Source organism: Motilimonas sp. 1_MG-2023, from assembly GCF_030547455.1.
GTDB lineage: Bacteria > Pseudomonadota > Gammaproteobacteria > Enterobacterales > CBDFNC01 > Motilimonas.
This window is the reverse complement of record NZ_JAUOPX010000015.1, coordinates 69,249-94,076: the sequence shown is the minus strand read 5'-3', so window position 1 is coordinate 94,076 and position 24,828 is coordinate 69,249. Positions and strand designations below refer to the sequence as shown.

Here is a 24,828-nt window from a genome sequence, read left to right as displayed (position 1 = left end):
TAAAACGTGCCCTTTGGGAGCGCCGCCGTGTTTCCACTACGTTGTTACGCTAATTTGAAAGGTGCCTACATTCCTGCATTAGCGTGCCTAGTATTGAAAACACGGTGGTGCTCTGAAACATGCATCTTCAAGTTGATTGGGTATAAATGTCACGCCTTGTTTATATTCACTGTCTAAACTTAGGGTTAAATCAGCAATATTTTCTCTCCGCATAATTGTTACGCCGCTGGGGGCAAGGAGGTTTAATGTTATATCAAAGTGATGCTCTAAGTGTGATTCAGCACGAGCATGGGATAGCTGAAATTCGTTTCGACAGTGCCGGTTCAGTGAACAAATTTGACCAATGCACCTTAGTCTCTTTCGAACAGGCGTTGCAATGCTTACAAGATATGAGTGAGTTGTCAGGGGTCATTATTAGCCATAATAAGGCTGACTTTATGGTGGGCGCTGATATTACCGAGTTTTTACCTAAGTTTGCCTTACCTGACAATGAGTTAAGTGAATGGTTGGTCAAAGCCAATGACATCTTTAATCAGTTAGAAGATCTAAATGTACCCACTATTACCGCTATGCGTGGCTTTGCGCTGGGTGGCGGTTGCGAATGTGCGTTAGCCAGTGATTATCGGATCGCGACTTCTTCTTTAGTAATTGGTTTGCCTGAGGTAAAACTAGGCATTATGCCCGGTTTTGGTGGTTCAGTACGTTTACCGCGCTTGATTGGTGCAGATAACGCCTTGTTGTGGATCACCTCTGGTCAACAGTTTAGCGCTCAAGCGGCACTGGCGGTGGGGGTGCTAGATGCAGTGGTTGACCATGATCATTTGCAGCATGCCGCTTTAGACATGTTGCGTGCAGCGATTGCTGGCAAGCTAAATTGGCAAGCGCGGCGACAGCAGAAAAAATCGCCACTCACCTTAAGTGCTGTTGAAGCGGGGATGTGTTTTGCTACGGCCAATGCCATGGTCGCAGTCAAGGCCGGTCATCATTATCCAGCACCTATTACCGCGGTAAAAGCCATTGAAAAGGCGGCAGGGTTGGCGCGTGATGAAGCATTAATGGTAGAAAACAAGCACTTCGTCAAATTAGCTAAAACCAATGTAGCCCGCTCGCTTGTAGGTATTTTTCTTAATGATCAGAATCTTAAACAACAAGCTAAAAAAATCGCTAAACAAGGTAAAGATGTTCAGCATTTAGCCGTGCTAGGTGCAGGTATCATGGGCGGGGGGATCGCTTATCAAGGTGCGAGCAATCAGTTAACAACAGTAATGAAAGACATCAACCCTGGGGCGCTTAAATTAGGCATGCGAGAAGCCAATAAGTTACTTAATAAGCAACTTGAGCGGGGCCGAATTGATGGCCAAACCTTAGGTGAAACCCTCATTAATATCACACCGAGTTTACATTACGGCTCTCTCTCTAATGCCGATGTGGTGATAGAAGCCGTTGTCGAACACCCCAAAGTGAAAGCGCAAGTATTAGCTGAAACAGAGCAGCATGTTAGTCAAGATTGCGTGTTAGCCAGTAATACTTCCACTATTCCTATTTCCTTATTATCAAGAAGCTTAGCCAACCCCGAGCGTTTTTGTGGTATGCATTTCTTTAACCCGGTTCACCGGATGCCACTGGTGGAGGTGATCCGCGGCGAACAAACATCAGAAGAAACTATTAATACCGTGGTGGCGTTGGCCAGTAAAATGGGTAAATCGGTAGTCGTGGTCAATGACTGTCCTGGTTTTTTTGTTAATCGTGTTCTCTTTCCCTACTTTTTTGGCTTTACGCATTTAATTGCCAAAGGTGTTGATTTTGCCCAGATAGATAAGGTGATGGAAGGTCAGTTTGGTTGGCCGATGGGGCCAGCCTATTTACTAGATGTGGTCGGAATTGATACCGCCCATCATGCGGGTGACGTGATGGCGCAAGGTTACCCCTCCCGTATGGCCAAGCAGCACGAGGATTGTATTGATATTTTTTATCAAGCGCAGCGTTTTGGCCAAAAAAGTGGTGAAGGCTTTTATCATTATGCTCGCGACAAAAATGGCCAGTTTGTTAAAGAGATTGCTTCGTCAGCATATGATTTACTCGCTCAACATTACCCTGCAGATGCCGTCATCGAGGATGAAGAAATCATCGATTACCTTATGATCCCAATGGTTAATGAAGTACTGCACTGTTTAGATGAAGGCATTATTGATTGTCCAGCACAAGCAGATATTGCGTTGGTTTATGGCTTAGGTTTTCCACCTTTCCGTGGTGGTGCTATTGCTTGGCTACAGCACCTTGGCTTAACGGCGTTTATCGCTAAAGCCGATGCTCTTAGTCATTTAGGGAGTTTATATCAGGTTCCTGAATCCCTAAGACAAAAAGCCATTGCTGGCGAAATTTACTATTAAAGGAGCGAAGCTATGGCTGAATTAAATTCAGTGGTCGTGGTTGATGCGATCCGAACGCCAATGGGGCGAAGCAAAGGGGGAATTTATCGTCATGTTCGTGCAGAGGACTTGAGTGCCCACCTAATGCAGCAGTTACTGCGACGTAATGATGCATTAAAGGCTGATGACGTCGAAGATATCTACTGGGGCTGTGTCCAGCAGACGTTGGAGCAAGGCTTTAATATTGCTCGCAATGCCGCCTTGCTAGCTGGGTTGCCAGTTAATATTGGTGCGGTGACGGTGAATCGGCTGTGTGGCTCGTCAATGCAAGCACTACACGATGCTTCGCGAGCCATTATGTGTGGTGATGGCGATGTGATGCTGGTGGGCGGCGTTGAACACATGGGCCACTTACCTATGACTCATGGCGTCGACTTTCATCCTGGTATTGCTAAATATTCGGCTAAAGCGGCAGGTATGATGGGGCTTACCGCTGAACTGCTAGCGCGTAAATTTTCAATCTCACGGCAGCAACAAGACGAATTTGCTGTCCGATCACACCAACAAGCTTATGCGGCTAGTCAAGCTGGCTTGTTTGCAAATGAAGTGGTTAGTACCTTAGGTCATGATCAACATGGTTGCTTAACGGCGATAGAATTTGATGAAGTAATAAGAAGTGAAACCAATCTTGAGCAGCTAGCACAGCTGCGTCCAGTGTTTGACCCCGTCCATGGCTCGATTACAGCCGCTACTTCCTCTGCCTTATCAGACGGCGCCGCGGCGATGTTATTAATGAGCGAAGCCAGAGCCCATCAGCTCGGTTTACCTATTAAGGCAAAAGTGCGTAGCATGGCTATTTCTGGTTGTGAGCCCTCGGTAATGGGATTAGGGCCGGTAGAGGCGTCACGCAAAGCGCTGCAGCGAGCGCAGTTAAGTCTAGCTGATATGCAGGTGATCGAGCTCAATGAGGCATTTGCTGCGCAATCGTTAGCGGTGTTACAAGGGTTGCAGCTGGATGACTGGCAAAGCAAGGTAAACTTGAACGGTGGCGCGATTGCCTTAGGTCACCCATTGGGTTGCTCTGGTGCGCGTATTTGCACCACCTTACTTAATGTGATGCAAAGTCAAGACGCTCAATTTGGTTTGGCCACCATGTGTATTGGTTTAGGTCAAGGTATCGCAACGGTGTTTGAGCGAGTTAAAAACTAACTCGCTGTTCGATAAAAAAGGATGGTATTGCACTATCCTTTTTTATTGGTCATTTTGAAAATATTTTATCACTTGCTGAATTTGCTCAATTCGATCGCTATCGGGTAAGTAAGCCGCATAAACGCTGCGCTCTAAACTAATCGCATCGGCAATTTGTACCAGCTCGCCAGCCTCAACATATGATTGAATCAAAGCTTGAGGTAAAAAAGCGGCGCCGCCATTTTGCAGTATAAAGTCTAATCCGATGCGCACCGAGCTGGTGTGTAAAATGGGTTGCGGCAAATCAGAGAACTCTCGGGCATGTTGCATGTTAAATGCTGTGCCCCAATCAACTTTAATGTAGTTCTTTATATTTTTAACCAAAGGCTCGCAACTCATATCACTGCTGACCATCACCAACTCAACTTGCTGCAACAGTTCTCGTTTTATGTCGTCAACCTTAGGCGGATCAAACAATACTGCAATATCTAAACTGCGCTCAAGCAATTGACGGGACATTAACTGTGGTGAGATCACGTCTGCACGCAGAGCCAAACCGGGTAATGAGGTGTATACCAAATTGATATAGGGCTGTAAAAATGCGTCCCAAAGATTAGGGGCTGCACCAATAGATAGCTGTAATGCATTGTTTTCACTAAGCGCGATATCTTGCTGTGCGCGATCCCAAGCGTTTAGCATCGCCTCGGCATAGGGTCGCATTCGTTCACCCGCTGGAGTAATTTGAATGTTGTTGCGGTGGCGACTAAATAACTCTACACCTAACAGGCCTTCCAGCTGTTTTATTCTAAAGCTGACGGCAGAAGGAGTGAGGTATAAATTTTCGGCTGCCTTACCAAAGTGGCGCGTATGTCCCACTTCTAAAAAGGTTTTAAGTAGTTCGGTATCCATCAAAAACCTTCACGCTAGAGGAAAAAAAATTTTGATTTAGTAATTGCGAATAATGACTAAGATTCAGCTGAATGCAACTAAAATCAGCAAAAGAAGGAAAATTAATTATGGCTACCAGTTTTGTATGTGGTAAAGCTTTCTATGACGATCAGTCTTTTCCTTATGGTTTTAAACGTAGTGGTGATTTTACCATCAAGGAAGCAGAGCTATTAGAAGGTATTGGACACTCTTTGATGGCTTTGGCTAAAGGTGATCAATCGCCAATGACTGATGAAGAAGCGCGCTTTGTTAAAGTGGCGCAAGGCGAACTACCTGCTGAATCAGTCGTTGAGAAGGTGTGGATCAAGTACCGTACGCTAGCGAAAGGCAAGACGTTCTTTGGCGTAACCGGAAATCCAAATAAGAGCCAACTCAGTCGTGAAGTAGAAGCCGAAGAAGACGAAGAGTAAACATTACCATAGATAAAAAAAACGGCAGCTTATGCCGTTTTTTTATGTCTTAACAACAGCCTTACAGCCATTTTTTCCACCAAAACAAACCAATAAGTGAGCCTGTTAGCGCGAGCAGCAAGGCAATGAAAATGTAAAACGCCGCAGGATTTTCTGAGCCAGGAATACCGCCGACGTTAATGCCTAACAGCCCAGTTAAAAATCCTAATGGTAAAAAAATTGCGGCCACCACTGACATCACATACATGCGCTGGTTTAATTGCTCCGAAAGCAAATCCGAGCGTTCTTCGTAAGCAATTTGGGCGCGCTCGACAATCACTTCAAGCTCTTCGACATAGCGCATCAGGTGGTTAGCTGTTTCCTTAAACTCATGCCGAAACGCTTCGTCAATCCAAGGGTAATTACTTTCATAAAGTTTACTCAGTGCCGCTTGTTGCGGTGCAATATAGCGCTTTAAGGTAATGGTTTGACGGCGAATAGAAGATATCTCTTGGCCGATTGTTAACTCTTCTTCTTGGTATAGTTCATCTTCTATGTTGTCGATACGTTGCTCTAAACTATCGATAACATGCTGCATCCGCATGGTGAGTCGCTCAGTCAGGGAACTGATCACTTCCGTAATACAAGTGGGTCCATCACCCTGCGTCAGTTGTTTTCGAATATCGTCAATAGACAACAGACGGCGTTTTCGCGTACTGATAATGCGGTTGTCATCAACATATAGGCGAATCGAGACCATATCTTCAGGGGTTTCAGTTGGGTTTAAATTGACGCCACGCAGAAAGATTAAGCTGGCACTGCCGTAGTTAGTCCCTGTTACTCGCGGCCGAGTTTCCCCAGCTAACAATGCATCAACGACATGTTCAGATAGGCCTGACTCTTGTGTTATCCAGTGGCGAGACGCCGCGTCAGTATAATCAAAATGCAGCCATAGTTTTCCATCTTCAGGGCGCCATTCTGTTATGGCTTGATGAGTGTCAACAGGAGTGGCACCACCTTTACCATCGAGTAATAAGCCATGAACTAGACCATTTATTGGCATGTTAAATTCTCATTAAGTGGACAATTAGTGCCCTATCATAGCGGAAAAGCACTAGAGTATAACTATATACCCAATCAACCTAGAGATGCATGCATCTTCAAGTTGATTGGGTATATACGTGGTTGCTATAAATAATCACAAGGTCGTGTTATTTTGCTTGTGTGGTTAAGGGTTTAGGTATAAAAAGCATGCCCCTAAATAATCTCAGTTAAGCATGGGTAGGTACAAAGGAGTTTCATGTGAATAAAAACAAATTACAGGTGGGGTGGCGCGAGTGGGTTTCCTTGCCAGAATTGGGTATTTCACAGATAAAAGCCAAGGTCGATACAGGTGCGAGGACGTCCTGCTTACATGCATTTAAAGTAGAAGAATTTGAGCGTGATAACGCAACATGGGTGCGTTTTTGGCTGCACCCAGAGCAACAAAATAATGAGGTTGAGTTGGTCTGTGAGGCACCGGTTTCAGATCAACGTAAGGTAACCGACTCTGGCGGTCATACCGAAACGCGTTACGTGATTACGACTAAGCTTGAGATAGCGGCGCAGTCTTGGCCGATAGAAATAACCCTAACAAATCGCGACAGCATGATGTTCAGAATGCTGTTAGGGCGCACCGCGATGAACGGTCGCATTATTGTGGATCCGGAAGGTTCATACCTTGCCAGCCACTAGGAACTAAATGTAATGAAAATTGGTATTTTATCTCGTAACAGAAATCTTTATTCCACTCGTCGCTTGATTGAAGCGTGTGAGCAGCGCGGCCACGAAGTTAAAGTGATAGATGCGCTACGTTGTTATATGAACATCAATTCAGAACAACCTGAAATTCATTTTAAAGGTGAAGAACTAAGCGGCTTCGATGCGATTATTCCACGCATTGGTGCATCCGTTACCTTTTATGGTTGTGCGGTTTTACGCCAGTTTGAAATGATGGGCGTATACCCAGTTAATGAGTCGGTAGCGATCACTCGCTCGCGCGACAAATTGCGCTCAATGCAGCTACTGTCACGCAAAGGTACCGGCATGCCTATTACCGGGTTTGCTAGTAAGCCCGATGATGTTAAAGACTTATTAGACATGGTTGGTGGTGCACCTGTGGTGATTAAGCTGTTAGAGGGCACCCAAGGTATTGGCGTAGTGCTAGCAGAAACCCGCAAAGCGGCTGAAAGTGTTATTGAAGCCTTTATGGGCCTAAAAGCTAACATTATGGTACAGGAATACATTAAAGAAGCAGGTGGCGCGGATATTCGCTGTTTTGTCATTGGTGAAAAAGTGATCGCTGCGATGAAACGCCAAGCGGGTGAAGGCGAATTCCGCTCTAACTTACACCGTGGTGGCAGTGCATCTTTAGTAAAAATTACCCCTGCGGAGCGTAGAACTGCCATTGCCGCAGCCAAAGCCATGGGGCTTAATGTGGCGGGGGTTGATTTATTACGCTCAAGCCGTGGCCCACTCGTGATGGAAGTCAACTCTTCACCTGGCTTAGAGGGGATTGAAAAGGCAACAGGCAAAGATATTGCTTCGTTGGTGATCGATTTTGTTGAGCAAAATGCGGCATCAAAAAGGACAGCGACACGTGGCAAGGGCTAAAAAAAATAGGTCATTTACCTTACTGGGTGAGGAAATCTTACCGGGTGAACGTAAAACATTAGCGTTAGAAGCGGCGAAGTTATATACCCACTCCACGCTGGACTTCCCCATTGAAGTGATTAATGGGGCTTATCAAGGTCCCGTGCTAATGGTATGCGCCGCGATTCATGGTGACGAACTTAATGGCGTGGAAATTGTTCGCCAGTTGTTGGCGAAAATAAATCCACAGCAACTCAAAGGAACCTTAGTTGCAGTGCCTGTGGTGAATGTATTTGGCTTTATTCATAAATCCAGATATCTACCTGATCGCCGCGACCTAAATCGGTGCTTTCCGGGGTCGGCAAGGGGCTCGTTAGGCTCGCGCATGGCGCACATGTTTTTTGATAATATCGTTAAACATTGTTCCCATATTATTGATTTACATACAGGTGCGATTCACCGTACTAACTTACCGCAAATTCGCGCTAATTTAGATAATCCTGCCACCAATGCCATGGCGTTAGCCTTTGGAACTCCTGTCATTATTGATGCATCTCTGCGCGATGGTTCGTTGCGTAGCGAAGCTGAAAATTTAAATGTGCCCGTTATTACCTATGAAGCGGGAGAAGCATTAAGGTTTGATCCCATTGCAATCGCGGCTGGTCTCCAAGGTGTTGAGCGTGTCATGCGCAGCTTAGGCATGCTGCGGTCGTCACGTAAAAAGCGTTTGAGTGAGCCAGTGATAGCGCGCTCAAGTAGCTGGGTTCGCGCTGAAAGCGATGGCATGTTACGTAGCCAAGTATCTCTAGGTGAGCGGGTCAATAAAGGCCAAATATTGGCTTACATCAGCGCACCGTTAGGGCATGGTGAGTGGGAACTAAAAGCGCCGCGTAGCGGCATCGTCATTGGCCAACAAACTTTACCGCTGGCCAATGAAGGTGATGCTGTGTTTCATATAGCCTTTTTTGCCGAGCCTGATCATTTGGTTGAGCAGCAAGTTGAAAGTTATATTGGTGAAGTGATCGAAGCGGATGACGAAATGTTGCGAGCAGGCTTTGTCCACGATAGTGGTCATTCACAGCCTTGATATTTTGTCCCAATAAAAAAACCAGCGTGAATGCTGGTTTTTTTATACCTACTGATTCTATAAAATCAGTAGGGTTGCTGTCCCTAAGAAGGCAAAAAAGCCAACTACATCGGTCACCGTGGTTAACACCACTGAGCCTGCTAATGCAGGGTCGAGTTTTAGCTTGTCTAATACCATTGGAATGAGCACGCCGAATAATGCGGCGGTGATTATGTTGATACAAATGGCTAACGCAATAATGGCGCCGATCATTGGCGATTGAAACCAAAGTCCTGCCAGTAGGCCAATCACCAGCGCCCAAAGCAAACCGTTTAAAGCACCAATGCCACACTCATTTTTAATTAACGATATTAAGTTACCAGCAGAAACTTGGTTCAGCGCCATGGCTCGGATCATCAAGGTTAAGGTTTGGCTACCAGCGATGCCTCCCATAGAGGCAACAATTGGCATGAGTACCGCAAGGGCGACCACTTCTGAAATCACATCTTCAAATAAGCCAATGGTGATGGAAGCAAAAATCGCTGTAACAAGGTTTATTCCCAGCCAAACAGCGCGTTTTTTCGCACTGTCGATCACTGGTGCGAATAAATCCTCACTTTCGCTTAAACCAGCGCGTGCCATTAAGGTGTTTTCATATTCCTCACGAATAATCGACATGCCTAAGCGCACACTAATTTGACCGATCAAACGATTATGCTCATTGACTATGGGTAGACAATCATATTCGGCATGTTCAATCAGCTCTGATGCTTCTAATAGCCCTAAATCGGCTTGCAATGCGGGTTGTTCTTGATCCGCTAAGCTTAATACTGGGGTGTCCAATGGTGCGTTGAGTAATTTATGTGTCGCTAGCGTAGCGTAGTAAGTGCCATGTTTATCAACAAGATAAATTGTGGGCTGAGCATTACTGGGATCTCGGCTGATTAACCTTAAAGCATGGCGCACCCGCAAGCTTTTGGCCAACACCCACATTTTTCGCTCAGCGTAACGGCCTATTTCTTCATCGTTATACTCGTTAGCTTGATCATAGAGTTCAATTTCTTGTTCATCGATCAGGCTTAAGGCTTTTTGTACTATTTCATCGGGTAAGTAGTCGGCCCATTCAATTAAGTCTGCGTTGTCTAAACGAGATAAAACTAAGTCGAGTTCAATAGCTGAAAGGCTTTGAATGATCGAGTAACGCGCATCTGAACGCATTTCCGTCAGTACATCTACACTGTGGTTTAATGACAGACAGCGCCATAAATGAATACGTTTTTCTATCGGTTGAGACTCAAGAATCAGTGCCAATGCACCATCATCGAGCTCTTTTTCAGCCAAATTAAACAAGGCATCCTGCTGCTCTAGAGGGGCTGCAGAGATTTGTGAAATCACTTGGCTAATGTCTTGTTCCATGATGCCTCCTGTGCGAGCGCATTTAGGCCTGAGTTTTGCCTATTAGGCGTTTTGTGTGCACTTTCTTGGCTTTTTCCGGTGGTTGAATGAGCACCATTACTGGGCGAACTATAAATAAGTTATTGGGGTAAATGACCTTGTTGCCATCTAAATTTTCCATTACCACATTCATCAAGCCCATTTCGATGATCCGGCCTTCCACAAAGTTTGCGCCATCAACCACTCGCACCCAGTGACCGACACGGCAGTCGTTTTGAATAAACAGTAACAAGAATGAAGTCAGGTTACTCAACAGTGACCAGCCCGCAAACAAGGCTACGCCGAGCATGGCAAATAGCGATGAGCCCACAACCAGCAATCCGCGCAGCTCAATGCCCCAAATGATCAATAACAAACACAATAAGACAAAGGCAGAAATAATCTTTAACAATAATCCCGCGCGGTAGCGGCGATGGGGATCAATGCGGCCTCTTACCATATTTTCTAAGATACGATTTTGTATTTTTACAATTTTGGGAAAGCTAACAATGACCAGTATGGTAATTAGCAGCTTATATTGCTCCATGATTAAATAGATGACTTCCATCATTTTTTCCCACCCTAAAACAGTAGGGCAAATGTAAAGTAAATGCCTACAGGATCAACCTTTATTTCGATATTAAAGGAGAGAAAATCTTGTCCAGAAGAACAAATTATTCCAACTAGCCCTCAGTCCACAGTCAACTTTAAGCCATTAGCATCATCTTGTTTGAATAAAATGTAGAAAAAAACATAACCAAAGTGATCCAAAGCAATCAAATACTTGTACATATAGTTGCTGTTAGTACAACTTTTGACTAATTTTAAAACACCTATTGCGTACAAGGACTTTGTTTATGTATCAGTTTGAGCCAGAAAAAATAAAAATCGGAATCAGTTCGTGCCTATTGGGCCAAGAGGTACGTTTTGATGGTGGCCATAAACAAAGTAAATATTGCCGTCATGATTTAAGCCAATATTTTGATTTTCAGCCAATTTGTCCTGAGATGGCGATAGGCATGGGGGCGCCACGTAAAACTATTCGCTTGGTTAATCAACTGGGCGATATTCGTATTAAAGCCTCTGATGACAGCTTTGATGTGACCGATAAATTACGCGAATTCTCAGCTTCTAAATCGGCCCAACTAGGAGGCATTACTGGCTACATTTTTTGTGCCAAGTCGCCAACGTGTGGTATGGAGCGAGTGAACTTATACAAAGACGGCACCAAAGATGCCGTAAAAGAGGGGGTAGGTGTATTTGCTGCTCAGGTGATGAGTGATCACCCGCTTATTCCGGTGGAAGAAGAAGGGCGATTAAACGACCCCATTTTACGTGAAAATTTTATAACCCGAGTTTTTGCTTACCACGATTGGCAAAAGCTGCGTGCAGCAGGTGTGACGCGTGATGCTTTATACAAATTTCACGCACGCTATAAATACTTGCTGATGGCTCACGATGTGAACTTGTACTACAAGCTTGGGCCATTGCTGGCTCATGGTGACGGTGATGCGGAAACAATCGCTGATCAATACATAGTAAAGTTTATGCAAGTGCTAAAAGGGCATCCAACACGTAAGAGCCACGCCAATACCTTGTCTCATATTCAAGGCTACCTAAAGCGTAGCTTGCGCAGTGAAGAGCGTCAGCAATTGGCTAAAACCATAGATAAATACCGTCAAGGCTTGATTCCATTAATGGCTGCAATGACCTTGATTAAGCATTATCAAAGCTTGTATCCAGATGCTTATATCGAGCAGCAAATATATTTAAATCCGCATCCTGAAGAGCTGAAATTACGCTATGAGCATTGATTTAATTCTCAGGCTAAAAATTGAACAGCCGTATTAATAAAGAAAAAATAGAGACATGTTATGAGTATTCATCAGGCGTTATATCCCATCCGCGAAGTGTCTGAGCAAACAGGGGTAAACTCGGTCACGCTGCGTGCTTGGCAGCGCCGTTTTGGTTTACTAAATCCACAACGAACCGCTAAAGGACACCGTTTATACAGCGAGCAAGATATTGCACGGGTACATGACATTGTAAGCTGGTTAGAAAAAGGGGTGCCAATCAGTCAAGTGAAGCCTTTATTGGAGCAACAACCGAGTAATGAAGTGCTGGATAACTGGCAGCAACAAATGGAGTTATTGCTGGCAGCTTCATTTGCACTAAAGGCGAGCAAGCTGAATCAACTGTTAGATCAACTTACCTCACTCTACCCTTATGGCTTGGTGATGAATAAAGTTTTGATTCCTTGGTTAAAGCAATGTGATGAAGACTGTGTCACTCGGGCTGATGGCACTATCGTGATGGTCTGGCTGCAACAACAAATAAAACAACGTTTTTACACCCGATTGCAGCTGGCTAATCAAACCAATCAAGGGCTTGCAGTTTGGTTGCTGCAAGTAGGAGAGCGACCTTGGTGGCAACTATTATTACAAGCTAATGAATGGGCTCTAGCGGGCTATAGAGTGACCACCTTACATCTACCTGATTTAACACCATTGCCGTTGGTGATGGACCGTATTGAAGCGAATGACATCCTATTTGATTTGCCGGCGCAAGTGACCACGAATCAAAAACAATTATTCAACCAGCTTGGTTCACATGCTTATTTAACCGGAGAGTTTGCTGTTTTGCATCAAGTTAATTTAGGTTTAAAAGTTGCCGACTGTCGCCAGCCAAAGGAGGCGTGGCAATGAATTTGGTTTGGTTAAGAAAAGACCTTCGTATTAGTGATAATCCCGCGCTAGCCGCTGCCATGGCCACAGGCCCTACTTTAGCGTTATTTATCAGCAGTCCTGCGCAATGGCATAAGCACAATCTTGCGTCCATTCAAGCAGATTTTATCGAGCAAAATTTACAATCTGTGGTGAATGAGTTGGCGCAGCTAGGTGTGGCAACCTTACATTATCAAGTGGATTTGTTTGCTGATATTCCTTCGTTTTTATTGGATTTTTGTCAGCAGCACCAAGTTGAGCAAATTTTTGCTAATACTGAGCCTGAATTAAATGAGGTGCGTCGTGATCGTGCAGTGTTAGAAGCAGGTTTGCCGTTAAAGTTATTTGAAGGCCATAGCATCATGGCACCGGGCACGGTTTTCACCCAAGCGGGCACCATGTTTAAAGTGTTTACCCCATTTCGCAAACAGTGGCTGGAAAAAGTGATGCAGCAATGGGTTCCGCCATTGGCTAAACCGATTGCCATTGGACCTGCGGTAGAGGCTATTAGCATTAAACTGGACTTTCCAAAGCGCGATAGCAGCGCTTGGTTAGCAGGTGAAGACGAAGCTCTGCAACGCTTAAGCACTTTTGTGCAGCATAAGGTAGCAGATTATAAAACTTATCGTGATATGCCTGCACTCGATCAAACCAGTGGCTTGTCGGGATACCTCGCGGTGGGGGCTATCAGTCCTAAGCAATGCTTGCATCAAGTATTACAACATTACCCCAGCGCATTAAGTGAGCCTGACAGTGGCGCATTTTGCTGGATCAGTGAGCTAGCTTGGCGCGACTTTTACCGGCATCTGTTGATTGCCCATCCAAAATTATCCATGGGCTATAACTTTATTCCTAAAGCCGCCAATATTCAGTGGCGTCAAAATGATGATGACTTTGCCGCTTGGTGCGAAGGCCGTACGGGCTACCCGTTAGTGGACGCTGCAATGCGGCAACTAAATGAAACCGGTTGGATGCACAATCGCTTACGCATGGTGGTGGCGAGTTTTTTAACCAAACATTTGCTGATTGATTGGCGTCGCGGTGAGCAATATTTCAGTCAGCAGTTAATTGATGCTGATTTAGCGTCGAACAATGGTGGTTGGCAGTGGGCTGCCAGTACAGGCTGTGATGCGCAGCCGTATTTTCGTATTTTCAACCCCATCCGCCAGAGCGAGAGATTTGATCCCGATGGCAGTTTTATACGTAAATATTGTCCGGAATTGATTAATTTAACAGCAAAAAATATTCACATGCCAAAGGCCAATGAACGACCGATTCGTTATGTTAAACCGCTGGTGGAACATAGTGTTGCTCGCAAGCAAGCATTAGATGTATTTGCTGTGTTAGGCAAAGGTTAATCGATTAATTGAATCTTGATAGCTAGAAGGATGCGTGAGTGAAATCAGCCATAGTGAGCCAATTTGTAGAGCTGTACCAGCAGCTAGACAAAGACAATTTAGAGCGCTTGGGAGAGGTTTACGACTCTAATATACGGTTTGTTGACGCACTTCATGAAGTGAATGGCTTGGTGGCGCTGATGGAATACTTTGCAGGTTTATATCATTCCTTAGAACAATGTGATTTTGCCATTCATCAGGTGATTCAAGATCAGCAACAGGCCAGTCTTTTTTGGGTCATGACCTATCGCCATCCGAAGCTCAATGGCGGCAAGGCCATTAGTGTCCACGGGGCGAGTCACCTTAAATTTACCGATAAGATCACTTATCACCGCGATTATGTCGATCTAGGCGAAATGCTATACGAACACATTCCACTGCTGGGCGCTTGTATTCGCCAAGTAAAAAAACGTGCTAAGCGATGAGGAAGCAACTATGAAGCAAGTATTGATTACAGGCTGCACCTCAGGCATTGGCCAGCAGCTCGCGTTGGATTATATCAAGCAAGGTTGGCAGGTGTGGGCGTGTGGTCGCAATGAAGTGGCATTGGCCGAACTGAAACAGCAAGGTGGCGAGCGCTTGCACCCTTTATGTTTTGATTTGAACGACACAGTGGCCATGGCGCAGGCGGCGGAAAAAATCACCGCGCTAGATTTAGCCATTCTTAATGCTGGCACTTGCGAATATATTGATGACCCAAAACAATTTGATGGCGCCCTATTTGAGCGTGTGATTAATACCAATCTTATTGGTTTAGGTTATTGTTTAGAAAAGTTTTTACCTCTTCTTAACCAGGGGGGGAAGCTAGCTCTGATGGGCTCAAGTGCCAGTTATGTGGCGTTGCCAAGAGCCGAAGCTTACGGCGCAAGTAAAGCGGCGGTGAGTTATTTGGCTCGCACTCTAGCGATTGATTTAAGGGCCCAAGGAATCAAGGTTAGTTTGATTAGCCCAGGTTTTGTGAAAACGCCACTCACCGCCAAGAATGATTTTCCCATGCCAATGAGTGTTGAAGTGACCGAAGCCAGTCAGGCCATTATGCAAGGGTTGGCACGCAATCAGTTTGACGTACATTTTCCAAAAAAATTTACCTTTATATTAAAAACATTAGCCCTATTGCCTGAATTTTGTTGGCAACAACTGGCTGCAAGGATACAAAAATAATGAAAAAAGTCGCCATTGTTGGAACGGGAATTTCAGGTCTAGTGTCAGCTTATTTACTAAACCGAGAGCATGATATTCAAGTGTTTGAAGCCAATGATTATATTGGTGGTCACACCGCCACGGTGGACGTAGAAGTGGATGGCCGCAGTTGGGCCATCGACACTGGCTTTATTGTGTTTAATGATCGCACCTATCCAAACTTTGAGCGCTTGTTAGCACTGTTAGGTGTGCAAGCTAAGCCAACCGAAATGAGCTTTAGCGTAAACAATGTACAAACGGGCCTTGAATACAATGGTCATAATTTAGATACCTTATTTGCTCAGCGCAGTAATATCCTTAATCCGAAATTTTGGCGCTTTATCGCTGAAATTATGCGCTTTAATGGCAAGTGCAAGGCGCTTTGGGCGCAGCAAAGTATTGATCCTGAACTGACGTTAGGGGACTTTCTCAAGCAACAAAATTTCAGTGAGTTTTTTGCCGAGCACTACATTTTGCCGATGGGCGCAGCGATTTGGTCGTCAAGCTTGGTGGAGATGGAGCAATTCTCGTTGCTGTTCTTCATTCGTTTTTTCCACAATCACGGTTTGCTTAATGTCAGCGACCGCCCGCAATGGTATGTAATAGAAGGTGGCTCGCGTAATTATATCGAGCCGCTGGTGGCAGAGTTTAAAGATAAAATTCACCTAAACACTGCAGTGAGCAAGATTGAGCGTGGTAATGAAGGTGTGGTGCTGACGTTAAATAACGGCCAGCAAGCATATTTTGATGAGGTGGTATTAGCATGCCATAGCGATCAGAGCTTGGCCATGTTGAGTGATGCCACTGAACAAGAGCAAAAAATATTAGGTGACTTAGCCTACAGCGAAAATGACGTGGTATTGCACACAGATACGCGTTTGTTACCTAAGCGAAAAAAGGCTTGGGCGGCGTGGAACTACCAGTTAAATGGTCAGCGCGACAACCCTGCCAGCGTGACGTATGACATGAACATATTACAAAACCTGCCAGCTGACGCGCCGACTTTTTGCGTTACCTTAAATCAAAACCATGCCATTGACCCCAGTAAAATATTACGCAGTTTCAAATATATGCACCCTGTATTTAATCAAGCTAGTTTGGCCGCGCAGCAAAATCGTGAACAAATTTGCGGTCGTAACCACACTCACTTTGCTGGCGCGTATTGGTACAACGGCTTTCATGAAGACGGTGTGCGCAGTGCGTTGGATGTGTGTCAGCGCTTTGGTTTGAAATTATGAGTAGCGCCCCTGCGACGTTAAACCAAGATACCACGCTTGAGCACAGTGCTATTTACACTGGCATTGTGCGTCATCGCCGCTTTTCTCCTGTGGGTCATGAGTTTAAATATCAAGTGTTTTTCTTAGGGTTGGATTTAGACGAACTGGGCGCGGTAGAAAAGCTTGGCTCTTGGTTTAAACAAAATCGCTGGGCACCCCTTAGTTTCAATCACCAAGATTACTTACACAAAGACCAGCCTGTCAGTCGCCAAGCGGTGTGGCAAAAAGTGCAAGATTTAGGCGGAGTGGCACTGAATGGTCGGGTGCTGATGTTGGGGCAATTGCGTTGTTTCGGCATTTATTTTAGCCCAGTGAATTTTTATTACTGCTATAACGATGCCGATGAACTGATTTATTTATTGGCAGAGGTAAGCAACACACCTTGGAATGAGCGTCATTATTATCTGGTGGATATTGCAGCCAATCAACCGACTGACAAGGTGTTTCATGTGTCGCCGTTTATGGATTTGAACATGAAGTATCACTGGCGGATCAAGGCGCCGGGCAAGCAATTACGTCTGCATATGGAAAATCGCAACGAAGCCAAATTGTTTGACGCGAGTTTAATGTTGCAGCGGGTAGATCTAACTAATCAAAACTTACGTAAACAAGTAATAAAACTGCCATCTATGGCCATTAAGACCCTGGCGGGTATTTATTGGCAGGCGCTGAAACTCTATTTAAAAAAAGTGCCTTATATTCCTCATCCAGGGCCATCGACGGAGCAAAAAAATGGATAATTCAAACGTGGCCACCCTGCAACAACAGCCGGTGCATTGGTTAGACAAAATAGCGAAGAAAGCCTTATTTGCCATTTTAAGTAAGTTAAGTGAGGCTGGTTTAACGGTTGAAGACGGCTCGGATGTGATGCACTTTGGTGATGCCAATGCTGAGTTGCAAGCAAAGGTTGAAATACACAACAGCCGTGTTTGGCGTCAGTTGTTATTGGGAGGCAGTATTGCTGCTGGTGAAAGTTATATTCAAGGCGAGTGGACCAGCCCTGATTTAACCAAGGTCATCCAAGTGTTGGGGCGAAATTTAACGGTACTGGATAAGCTTGAAAAGCGCTTTGCTTGGCTGTCGAGTTTGCGTCATTTAAAAGTGCACAAGTCGAATCGTAATTCTGAACACGGCTCGCGCAAAAATATCTTAGCCCACTATGATTTGGGCAATGATATGTACCGCACGTTTTTAGATAAAGAAATGCTGTATTCCAGTGCAATTTATCCGAGTAAAGAGGCAGATTTAGAAGCGGCGCAATTACATAAATTACACCTGATATGTGAGCGCTTGGAGTTAAAACCTGGCGAGACATTGTTAGAAATTGGCACCGGTTGGGGCGGTTTGGCTATTTATGCGGCGCAGCATTACGGCGTTAAAGTCACCACCACCACCATTTCTGATGCACAGTACGATTACGCTTGTGCACGGGTGGCGGAGCTTGGGCTACAAGATCAAATTACCTTACTCAAGCAGGACTATCGTAAGCTTGAGGGGCAATATGACAAGTTAGTGTCGATTGAAATGATCGAAGCCGTGGGCCATGAGTATTTAGAAACCTTTTTCCGCACTTGCAGTGACCGCCTTAAGCCGTCGGGCAAAATGCTCATTCAAGCCATTACCATTGCCGATCAACGTTATGATAGTTATCGCACCGGTGTCGATTTTATCCAGCGTTATATTTTCCCCGGAGGTTGCTTACCCTCCGTTAGCGTGATGAGTCAGCACATCGCCGATAAAACCGATATGGTCATGATGCAGCTCCATGATATCGGGCTTGATTATGCGCGTACTTTAAAAGATTGGTTACACCGTTTTGAGCATTCATTGGCTGACATTCGCCAGCAAGGTTACGGCGAAGATTTTATTCGTTTGTGGAAGTTTTACCTTTGTTATTGCGAAGGTGGCTTTTTAGAGCGCAGCATTAGTACGGTGCATTTGGTAGCTGCTAAACCAGATTTTCGCAGTCCTGACTATGTGACTTATCACCGTTGAAATCTATGTTGAAAATTAATTTCGAACAGCCGTCTTGGGCAGCTGGATCCAGCTGGCTAGCCAAGCATTTTTTATGGCTTAATGCTTTGATGTTTCAGCTGGTTTGGTTTACTGCTATTTTGCTGCAGCAAGATGCTTGGCCTTACGTCACAGCATTACTGTTACTGCATTTTTATTTCAGCCCAACGCGACGTCAAGATTTGCCTTTATTAATTGGGGTAAGTTTGGTCGGCATGATGCTCGATTCGGCGCTGTCTCTGAGCGGTGTGTTTGTCTTTGCCGATCAGGCAATATTACCGATGTGGCTGGCTTTTTTGTGGTTTCATTTTGCGGTAGCGCTTAATCATAGCTTGGCTTGGCTGCGCCGTTTGCCGCTACTGTTAGTGGCATTAATGGGTAGCATCTCAGGTCCTTTAAGCTATCTCGGTGGTTATCGCTTAGGGGCGGTGGAGCTGCCTTTGGGGGCGTTAAGCTCGGCGTTAATTATCGGCGCGCTATGGGCCTTTGCCTTACCTGCTTATGTGCACTATTCAGTTTGGCTCAAGCGTCGGGGTTGATTTACATGCTTGCTTCGCTATCCCTATCGCTGCGCAAAACCGCCTCAAGTACCTCCATGTAGGCTTAGCTGTTTCATCCCTGAAACAGACATTTTGCTACGCGATAGGGTTGGCTTGTTTATGCGGCTTTGCTGGTCTCTCGGTGGTTCGAGTTAATATGTGACTAACGTACTGCCCGTAACTGGTAAAAGTGCTGTCGCTAAATATTTGGTTCAGTGTTTATTTCAGCCCAAACTTTTGAATGAACAATTGATAACGCAGCTCTAGATCGATTATCAAGTTTGCTATATCCCGCTTCATGTTCTTGCTGGACTTCAAATGACTTATACCAAGAATTTAAGGGGCCTAAATATACAGGTTCAGATATCTCATCAAATTGGTCAGCTGTGATATCGATAATAATGGAGTCGCATTCTAACCAAGCGTGGCTGTTTCCGTTTTCACGGCGACCAGCTACATATGAAAAGGCTCCGTAGCCAAGCTCCTTAAGTACTTCAGCTAAGACTTCACAAGTGTCGCCACAAGCGCCATAAGGAAAATCTCTGAAAGTAATGGGGAGGCTTTCCTTGTTTATCTTTTCAAATGCGGCTCTAATTTTCGCTAGATCATCTCTCATAAGCTTCTCGATAAAGTTACTTCAATAACTTTGTTTTAGGTAGTGCGATATTGCTCAAGTTTAGATTTGTATGCGCGACTATTTTTTCAGTGCTCCACTAAGGGGGCTCAGATTACGCTCGAAGCAAGAATTTTAGTAAGTCACGCTCTTGCCGCATCACGTGCAAAATATAAACCTTATCGCGGTCTATTTTATAAAAAACACGGCATGGACTAACCACTACTTCGCGATAACTCAAATTGCTTAACTCAAGCGGTGTTTTTCCTGATTCAGGAAACATTTCGAGGTGTTCGACATGGGCAAAAATTTTTTCGACCAAATTTTTAGCGGCGGGTAAGTTGCTCAAAGCAACATATTCAGCGATATCGTTTAGGTCTTTGAGGGCGGGATTGGTCCAAATTACTTCAGCCATTTATTCATTTTCGCTTTGGCTTCATCATTGGACACGGTTTCGCCACGGCTTATTGCCAGCTCACCTTTAGCTAGCGCTTCAAGAATTTGCATGCGTTTTTGCATAAAGTCGAAGTGTTCAACGTCAACAAGGTAAGCTGAAGGTTGTCCGTGCTCGGTAATTAATACCGGCTCTTTAGAAGAATGAAGCTCTGATAATATCTTCGTTGCTTGGCGTTTTAATGTTGTTACTAGTTCTATTTTCATCATCATCCCCCTCTGATAAGTATCACTATAGTAGCACTCTTTCTGATGGGTGGGGAAATACCGCCTACCACTTCTTCGAACCAAAAATGGTACTCGACCTTGTGAAAATTGCCGATAGAATGGCTGTTACTTATTTATTCATAATTTTAACGGCATGAAATATTTTAAATTTTGGGTCAAAGAACCGTTCGATATAAGGGTTGGCAACCAAGTCGAAACCATTCAATTACTGGTTGGCTCAAATGTTTCAAAAGCGGTGGCTGCCGAGGAAGGCGCGCTACGAGCTAAGGTGATTGAACAGCGCATTGCCGAGCAGCAGCCGAAGCCATTAAATGAATATGATGCTGCGATTAAAGAGCATGTGGCGCAGATTATTGATGATAAGAATATAGTGACGGTATGTCGCTATGGCGCAAAAATTTGGAACACCACGCAATACACCATTTTGGATTTGGATCATTACCGTAAAGGTTGGCTCGATATTTTCAAGCCCTTGCGTAAGTTAAGCCTAAAAGAACGCATTGTGTTTAAGTTTGAAGAAAACCTAACGCGTTATCCGCAGCTTGGCGGCGACTTTCGGATTTATGAAACCGCAAAAGGTATTCGCGTCATCTGTCGAACGTATTTAGACCCCGCCGAACGTGCTCATACTAACTTGTTGCATAAGCTGCATGTGGATTGGCTGTATGTGCAGCTATCCAATAAGCAAAAGTGCTATCGAGCGCGCTTAACGCCTAAGCCTTATCGGATGCGGATTAAAACCATTAAACTCAAAACGCCGCTCGATTGTGAAACCCAAGCTTATGAAGATTGGGCGAAAGATTACGAGTATGCGGCGCAGCAGTTTTCCGTGGTGAGATTGGTTAAGACGATTGGTCGCGATTTTTCCCGTGAGCCAGCGATTGAATATCATGATCAAATGGCGAATTTAACTCGCGGCTGCAAGCTGGCTTAATCGAACGGAGTGAAAAAACATGAAAACCCATCCATGTGCGTCTTTTTTGTTAATCAAAGATGGCCAAGTGTTACTGGAAAAGCGCTCTGAACATAAAGCTTGCGATCCAAATTTAGTCGCGATCCCCTGCGGCCATTTAGAGGCTGGCGAGTCACCTGAGCAAGGGTTATTGCGAGAAATAAAAGAAGAGCTAGGTGTGCAGGCGCAGCAGTTTGTGCATATTTGCTCGCTATACCATCCCAGCACTGAACTTCAACTCATTCATTATTATGCCGTGTTATCTTGGTTGGGTGACATTGCCGCATTTGAAGCGGATGCGGTGTATTGGCGATCGTTTGCCGATGCCAAATATGAGTTGGATACTGATGCGGATAAGCTCGCCCTCGCTGAATATCTCCGATTAACGGGCTGTGGTTACACAGCAATTCAATGGTAATGCGCTTAGTTCGTGCGTTCGGTATTTTTGCCGTTGGACTATGTTGCGGAGCGCTTGGATTGTTTATCTATTGGCAGGGTGAGCAAGCTGTTAGCGCCGAGAGTGACGCCGTATTGAACGCTATTATGCCTTTCACCCAACAGCGAATTCAGCCTGAAAATCAGCATTGTGAAGGTCGTGATCTCGATACAGTTGGCAAGGTGTTTGTTAGTCTGATCTCTGCTAGCCAGAGGGAGGGCGCAAATAGCTTGTCAGTTGGCTGTTTCGATGGCTTATGTAATATATCGTTAAGTGATTGTAAGCCATGGCAAACAGCTGAGTGTAATCAGCGCTTTTTGCAATTTAAACAAAGAGACATGGGGGCGGTTGACCCGCATTCATTTAGCTGTATGGACCTACCATAATCATGTCACTCAGCAATAATGAGAGGCATTCACAAGATCATTGCTTTTAAGCTGAACCTACCATATTCGCGAGGGGTACAGGGGCTGCTGGATGTGAGCTAAAAAAGCGCGTGTAGGGAGTCTTCATTGTGTAAACAAGCAGGGTCCACTGTTTCTGATGAGATGATTATGAGCCATAATACCAGCCTCATTCTTTAATATTTACTAAGGTGTGGTGATGCCTGTAAACAAAAAATTGTCGAAACGAGCGCTGGCGTTTTTCCTTATGTTCGTTGCGATTGTGGTTTATGCGGTTAATTTACAGTTGGCGAAAACCACTTTTTATATCAAAAATAGCAGCAGTGAAGCCATTAATGTTACCGCGAGTTGGGATGGTCAGATTAAAAGCTTGGGGTCGCTAACGCCGCGTCAAGAAGTGCCATTTGAGGTTAAGGAGCAAGGGGCGATAAAATTTAAAGCGAATTATGCCAGTGGTAAAATCAGCACCGCTATCGTGCCTTCTTATACCTTGGGATCGGATATCACCGTCGTGATTAGTGACGCTAATATTACGGTGCGTGGCCAATAGTGTCATTTTCAACCTTATTAAAGGATGTGCGTAGTTGCCGCCATTGCCAAGTGCATTTGCCTTATGAGCCGCGTCCTGTGGTGCAAATCCATCCTGATGCCAAAATTTTAATTGCTGGCCAAGCTCCGGGACGTAAGGTGCATGAATCAGGCATTCCGTTTAATGATGCGAGTGGTGAGCGATTGCGAGAATGGTTAGGTATAGATCGTGAAAAATTCTATAATCCTAAGTTAGTTGCAATTTTACCTATGGGTTTTTGCTTTCCTGGCACGGGTAAGGGGGGCGATCTGCCACCAAGACCGGAATGTGCAGCCTTGTGGCGGGAGAGGTTGCTTGCGCAACTGCAACAGATTGAGTTAACGCTTGTTATTGGTAAGTATGCTCAGGATTATCACTTAGGAGGCGCCCGATTATCGGTGACCGATCAGGTGCGCGCGTGGCAGCAATGTTGGCCCAGTATTGTCCCCTTACCTCATCCTAGCCCAAGAAACAATATTTGGTTAAGGCGTAACTCTTGGTTTGAGTCTGAGTTAGTGCCTGAGTTACGCAAACGGGTTTCAGAGCTTATTTAATCCATCTATGTCATCAACCTGGAGATGCTTGAAACATGTTTCTCAAGTTGATTGGTTATATGAGGCCCCATAAGCGAGGCTTGTTTTATCGCTAACTCCATCATTTCGCCCCATGAAAGTATGCCCGAGCTAACAGATCTTCACTGTAGTCATACATTTATTGTGGTTTTGTCGTTATAAAAAGATACCTCTCTTGAAAATAAGGACATGACGAAAATGGAAAATACCTTTCAACATCCAGAGCCTAACGCGCAGGGCTATTTTGGTGAATTTGGCGGTAGTTTTATTCCCGAAGAGCTACAAAAAATCATGGACCAAATCAGTGCCGCTTATGATCAATGTAAAAATGATCCTGAATATCGCGCCGAGCTTGCCCGGCTATATAAACATTTTGTAGGCCGACCTAGTCCTATTTTTCATGCACAAAATTTATCAGAAAAATACGGCACCGATATTTATTTAAAGCGTGAGGACCTTAACCACACTGGCGCCCATAAAATTAACCATTGTTTAGGTGAAGCGCTGCTGGCGAAAAAAATGGGCAAAAAGAAGCTGATTGCGGAGACGGGGGCTGGTCAACATGGCGTGGCCCTAGCAACGGCGGCGGCGTTAGTTGGGCTTGAGTGTGATATATACATGGGTGAAGTAGATATTAAAAAAGAGCACCCAAACGTAGTGCGCATGCGCATTCTCGGGGCACGGGTGATCCCTGCGACTCATGGCAGAAAAACCTTAAAAGAAGCGGTTGATGCGGCGTTTGAAGCTTATATGAAAGACCCGATCACACAAATTTATGCCATTGGCTCAGTCGTGGGTCCGCACCCATTCCCTGCGATGGTGCGTGACTTCCAATCAATTATTGGTAATGAAGCGCGTGAGCAATTTCAACAAATGACAGGTAAATTGCCTGACAATTTAGTCGCGTGTGTCGGCGGTGGCTCTAATGCGATGGGCTTGTTTAGTGCATTTTTAGAAGATAAAGACGTTACTTTATATGGTGTTGAGCCATCGGGTCGTAGCTTAGACCCAGGTGAACATGCGGCTACTTTAACCTTGGGTGAGCCGGGCATTATGCATGGCTTTAAGTCTTACATGCTTAAAGACAGTGAAGGCGAACCGCAACAGGTTTACTCGGTTGCAAGTGGCTTAGACTACCCGTCGGTTGGGCCACAACATGCATTCTTAAAAGAGTCTGGTCGTGCAAATTATGCACATATCAATGATAAAGAGGCCATTGATGCTTTTTTTGAATTGTCACGTATGGAAGGCATTATTCCTGCTATTGAATCGTCTCATGCCATTGCGCACGCCATTAAGCTGGCACAGCAAGGAGAGAAAGGCTCGATTTTGGTGAACCTATCGGGTCGTGGTGATAAAGACATTGATTTTGTCGTGGAACAATACGGGTCTCAATATGGTATTGATTCGTTGCTGAGCTAGCAAGATAAGACACTGGGCGGAAAAACG

The 24,828-nt window shown here is 44.9% G+C and carries 28 protein-coding genes; 21 read left to right on the top strand and 7 right to left on the bottom strand.

Annotated elements, in window-relative coordinates:
* The first annotated feature begins 245 nt into the window (after positions 1–245).
* On the top strand, positions 246–2,390 hold the full coding sequence (gene fadB, locus Q4519_RS10375) for a fatty acid oxidation complex subunit alpha FadB (protein ID WP_303511991.1): 2,145 nt from the start codon (positions 246–248) through the stop codon (positions 2,388–2,390).
* Between the two features lie 12 nt (positions 2,391–2,402).
* Positions 2,403–3,578, top strand: coding sequence for an acetyl-CoA C-acyltransferase FadA (fadA, locus tag Q4519_RS10370; protein ID WP_303511989.1), 1,176 nt, complete (start codon positions 2,403–2,405; stop codon positions 3,576–3,578).
* A gap of 42 nt (positions 3,579–3,620) precedes the next feature.
* Here fadA and hdfR read toward each other — a convergent pair whose 3' ends face one another.
* Positions 3,621–4,466 (bottom strand): HTH-type transcriptional regulator HdfR, encoded by an 846-nt coding sequence (gene hdfR / locus Q4519_RS10365; protein WP_232802681.1) that lies wholly within the window; start codon positions 4,464–4,466, stop codon positions 3,621–3,623.
* A gap of 107 nt (positions 4,467–4,573) precedes the next feature.
* On the opposite strand from hdfR, the gene maoP reads away from it, so the two are divergent.
* Positions 4,574–4,915 carry a DUF413 domain-containing protein gene (gene maoP, locus Q4519_RS10360; RefSeq protein ID WP_232802680.1) on the top strand — a complete coding sequence of 114 codons (342 nt, stop codon included), beginning with the start codon at positions 4,574–4,576 and terminating at the stop codon, positions 4,913–4,915.
* A gap of 61 nt (positions 4,916–4,976) precedes the next feature.
* Here maoP and Q4519_RS10355 read toward each other — a convergent pair whose 3' ends face one another.
* On the bottom strand, positions 4,977–5,957 hold the full coding sequence (locus Q4519_RS10355; protein ID WP_232802679.1) for a zinc transporter ZntB: 981 nt from the start codon (positions 5,955–5,957) through the stop codon (positions 4,977–4,979).
* Positions 5,958–6,196: 239 nt separating this feature from the next.
* Here Q4519_RS10355 and Q4519_RS10350 point away from each other — a divergent pair, with 239 nt between their 5' ends.
* The 3 genes from Q4519_RS10350 to Q4519_RS10340 are packed head-to-tail and all read left to right on the top strand — an operon-like array spanning position 6,197 to position 8,612.
* On the top strand, positions 6,197–6,628 hold the full coding sequence (locus Q4519_RS10350; protein ID WP_232802678.1) for an ATP-dependent zinc protease: 432 nt from the start codon (positions 6,197–6,199) through the stop codon (positions 6,626–6,628).
* 12 nt (positions 6,629–6,640) lie between these two features.
* Entirely contained in the window at positions 6,641–7,546 is a 906-nt protein-coding gene (gene rimK / locus Q4519_RS10345; RefSeq protein WP_232802677.1) for a 30S ribosomal protein S6--L-glutamate ligase, read from the top strand.
* Positions 7,533–8,612, top strand: coding sequence for a succinylglutamate desuccinylase/aspartoacylase family protein (locus Q4519_RS10340; RefSeq protein WP_232802676.1), 1,080 nt, complete (start codon positions 7,533–7,535; stop codon positions 8,610–8,612). Before rimK ends, Q4519_RS10340 begins: the two co-directional genes overlap by 14 nt.
* Positions 8,613–8,669: 57 nt before the next feature.
* On the opposite strand, the gene Q4519_RS10335 is transcribed toward Q4519_RS10340, so the two are convergent.
* Positions 8,670–10,007 carry a magnesium transporter gene (locus Q4519_RS10335; RefSeq protein ID WP_303511984.1) on the bottom strand — a complete coding sequence of 446 codons (1,338 nt, stop codon included), beginning with the start codon at positions 10,005–10,007 and terminating at the stop codon, positions 8,670–8,672.
* 22 nt (positions 10,008–10,029) lie between these two features.
* Positions 10,030–10,593, bottom strand: a complete 564-nt coding sequence (locus Q4519_RS10330; protein ID WP_303511982.1) for a mechanosensitive ion channel domain-containing protein — start codon at positions 10,591–10,593, stop codon at positions 10,030–10,032.
* A gap of 289 nt (positions 10,594–10,882) precedes the next feature.
* Here Q4519_RS10330 and Q4519_RS10325 point away from each other — a divergent pair, with 289 nt between their 5' ends.
* The 9 genes from Q4519_RS10325 to Q4519_RS10285 are packed head-to-tail and all read left to right on the top strand — an operon-like array spanning position 10,883 to position 19,153.
* Positions 10,883–11,839, top strand: a complete 957-nt coding sequence (locus tag Q4519_RS10325; protein WP_303511980.1) for a DUF523 and DUF1722 domain-containing protein — start codon at positions 10,883–10,885, stop codon at positions 11,837–11,839.
* 60 nt (positions 11,840–11,899) lie between these two features.
* Positions 11,900–12,730 (top strand): MerR family transcriptional regulator, encoded by an 831-nt coding sequence (locus Q4519_RS10320; RefSeq protein WP_303511978.1) that lies wholly within the window; start codon positions 11,900–11,902, stop codon positions 12,728–12,730.
* Positions 12,727–14,106 (top strand): deoxyribodipyrimidine photo-lyase, encoded by a 1,380-nt coding sequence (gene phrB, locus Q4519_RS10315; protein ID WP_303511976.1) that lies wholly within the window; start codon positions 12,727–12,729, stop codon positions 14,104–14,106. Before Q4519_RS10320 ends, phrB begins: the two co-directional genes overlap by 4 nt.
* Positions 14,107–14,144: 38 nt before the next feature.
* On the top strand, positions 14,145–14,570 hold the full coding sequence (locus Q4519_RS10310; RefSeq protein WP_232802671.1) for a nuclear transport factor 2 family protein: 426 nt from the start codon (positions 14,145–14,147) through the stop codon (positions 14,568–14,570).
* A gap of 10 nt (positions 14,571–14,580) precedes the next feature.
* Entirely contained in the window at positions 14,581–15,306 is a 726-nt protein-coding gene (locus Q4519_RS10305; protein WP_303511974.1) for an SDR family NAD(P)-dependent oxidoreductase, read from the top strand.
* A complete protein-coding gene (locus Q4519_RS10300) occupies positions 15,306–16,562 on the top strand; it encodes an NAD(P)/FAD-dependent oxidoreductase (RefSeq protein WP_303511972.1) in 1,257 nt (418 codons plus the stop codon). The genes Q4519_RS10305 and Q4519_RS10300 overlap by 1 nt, the downstream gene beginning before the upstream one ends.
* Positions 16,559–17,341, top strand: a complete 783-nt coding sequence (locus tag Q4519_RS10295) for a DUF1365 domain-containing protein (RefSeq protein WP_303511970.1) — start codon at positions 16,559–16,561, stop codon at positions 17,339–17,341. Before Q4519_RS10300 ends, Q4519_RS10295 begins: the two co-directional genes overlap by 4 nt.
* On the top strand, positions 17,334–18,596 hold the full coding sequence (locus Q4519_RS10290; protein WP_303511968.1) for a cyclopropane-fatty-acyl-phospholipid synthase family protein: 1,263 nt from the start codon (positions 17,334–17,336) through the stop codon (positions 18,594–18,596). The genes Q4519_RS10295 and Q4519_RS10290 overlap by 8 nt, the downstream gene beginning before the upstream one ends.
* 5 nt (positions 18,597–18,601) lie before the next feature.
* The gene (locus tag Q4519_RS10285) at positions 18,602–19,153 is read left to right on the top strand and encodes a DUF2878 domain-containing protein (protein WP_303511967.1); all 552 of its coding nucleotides are present in this window, start codon (positions 18,602–18,604) and stop codon (positions 19,151–19,153) included.
* A gap of 199 nt (positions 19,154–19,352) precedes the next feature.
* Here Q4519_RS10285 and Q4519_RS10280 read toward each other — a convergent pair whose 3' ends face one another.
* The 3 genes from Q4519_RS10280 to Q4519_RS10270 all read right to left on the bottom strand — a co-directional run bounded on the left by Q4519_RS10280 (position 19,353) and on the right by Q4519_RS10270 (position 20,426).
* Positions 19,353–19,769, bottom strand: coding sequence for a hypothetical protein (locus tag Q4519_RS10280; RefSeq protein WP_303511965.1), 417 nt, complete (start codon positions 19,767–19,769; stop codon positions 19,353–19,355).
* A gap of 112 nt (positions 19,770–19,881) precedes the next feature.
* A complete protein-coding gene (locus Q4519_RS10275; RefSeq protein WP_303511963.1) occupies positions 19,882–20,181 on the bottom strand; it encodes a type II toxin-antitoxin system RelE/ParE family toxin in 300 nt (99 codons plus the stop codon).
* Entirely contained in the window at positions 20,169–20,426 is a 258-nt protein-coding gene (locus Q4519_RS10270) for a type II toxin-antitoxin system Phd/YefM family antitoxin (protein WP_303511961.1), read from the bottom strand. Before Q4519_RS10270 ends, Q4519_RS10275 begins: the two co-directional genes overlap by 13 nt.
* A 154-nt stretch (positions 20,427–20,580) precedes the next feature.
* Between Q4519_RS10270 and Q4519_RS10265 the strand changes: the two genes are divergently transcribed.
* From Q4519_RS10265 to trpB, 6 genes are all read left to right on the top strand, one after another.
* Positions 20,581–21,381, top strand: coding sequence for a hypothetical protein (locus tag Q4519_RS10265; RefSeq protein ID WP_303511959.1), 801 nt, complete (start codon positions 20,581–20,583; stop codon positions 21,379–21,381).
* Between the two features lie 19 nt (positions 21,382–21,400).
* Positions 21,401–21,817: an NUDIX hydrolase gene (locus Q4519_RS10260; protein ID WP_303511958.1), complete on the top strand. Its 417-nt coding sequence runs from the start codon at positions 21,401–21,403 to the stop codon at positions 21,815–21,817.
* Positions 21,817–22,221: a hypothetical protein gene (locus Q4519_RS10255; protein WP_303511956.1), complete on the top strand. Its 405-nt coding sequence runs from the start codon at positions 21,817–21,819 to the stop codon at positions 22,219–22,221. The genes Q4519_RS10260 and Q4519_RS10255 overlap by 1 nt, the downstream gene beginning before the upstream one ends.
* Before the next feature lie 217 nt (positions 22,222–22,438).
* Positions 22,439–22,789, top strand: coding sequence for a hypothetical protein (locus Q4519_RS10250; RefSeq protein WP_232802659.1), 351 nt, complete (start codon positions 22,439–22,441; stop codon positions 22,787–22,789).
* Between the two features lie 26 nt (positions 22,790–22,815).
* Entirely contained in the window at positions 22,816–23,361 is a 546-nt protein-coding gene (locus Q4519_RS10245; protein WP_232802694.1) for a uracil-DNA glycosylase family protein, read from the top strand.
* Between the two features lie 207 nt (positions 23,362–23,568).
* Positions 23,569–24,801 (top strand): tryptophan synthase subunit beta, encoded by a 1,233-nt coding sequence (gene trpB, locus Q4519_RS10240; protein ID WP_232802658.1) that lies wholly within the window; start codon positions 23,569–23,571, stop codon positions 24,799–24,801.
* The last annotated feature ends 27 nt before the right edge of the window (positions 24,802–24,828 follow it).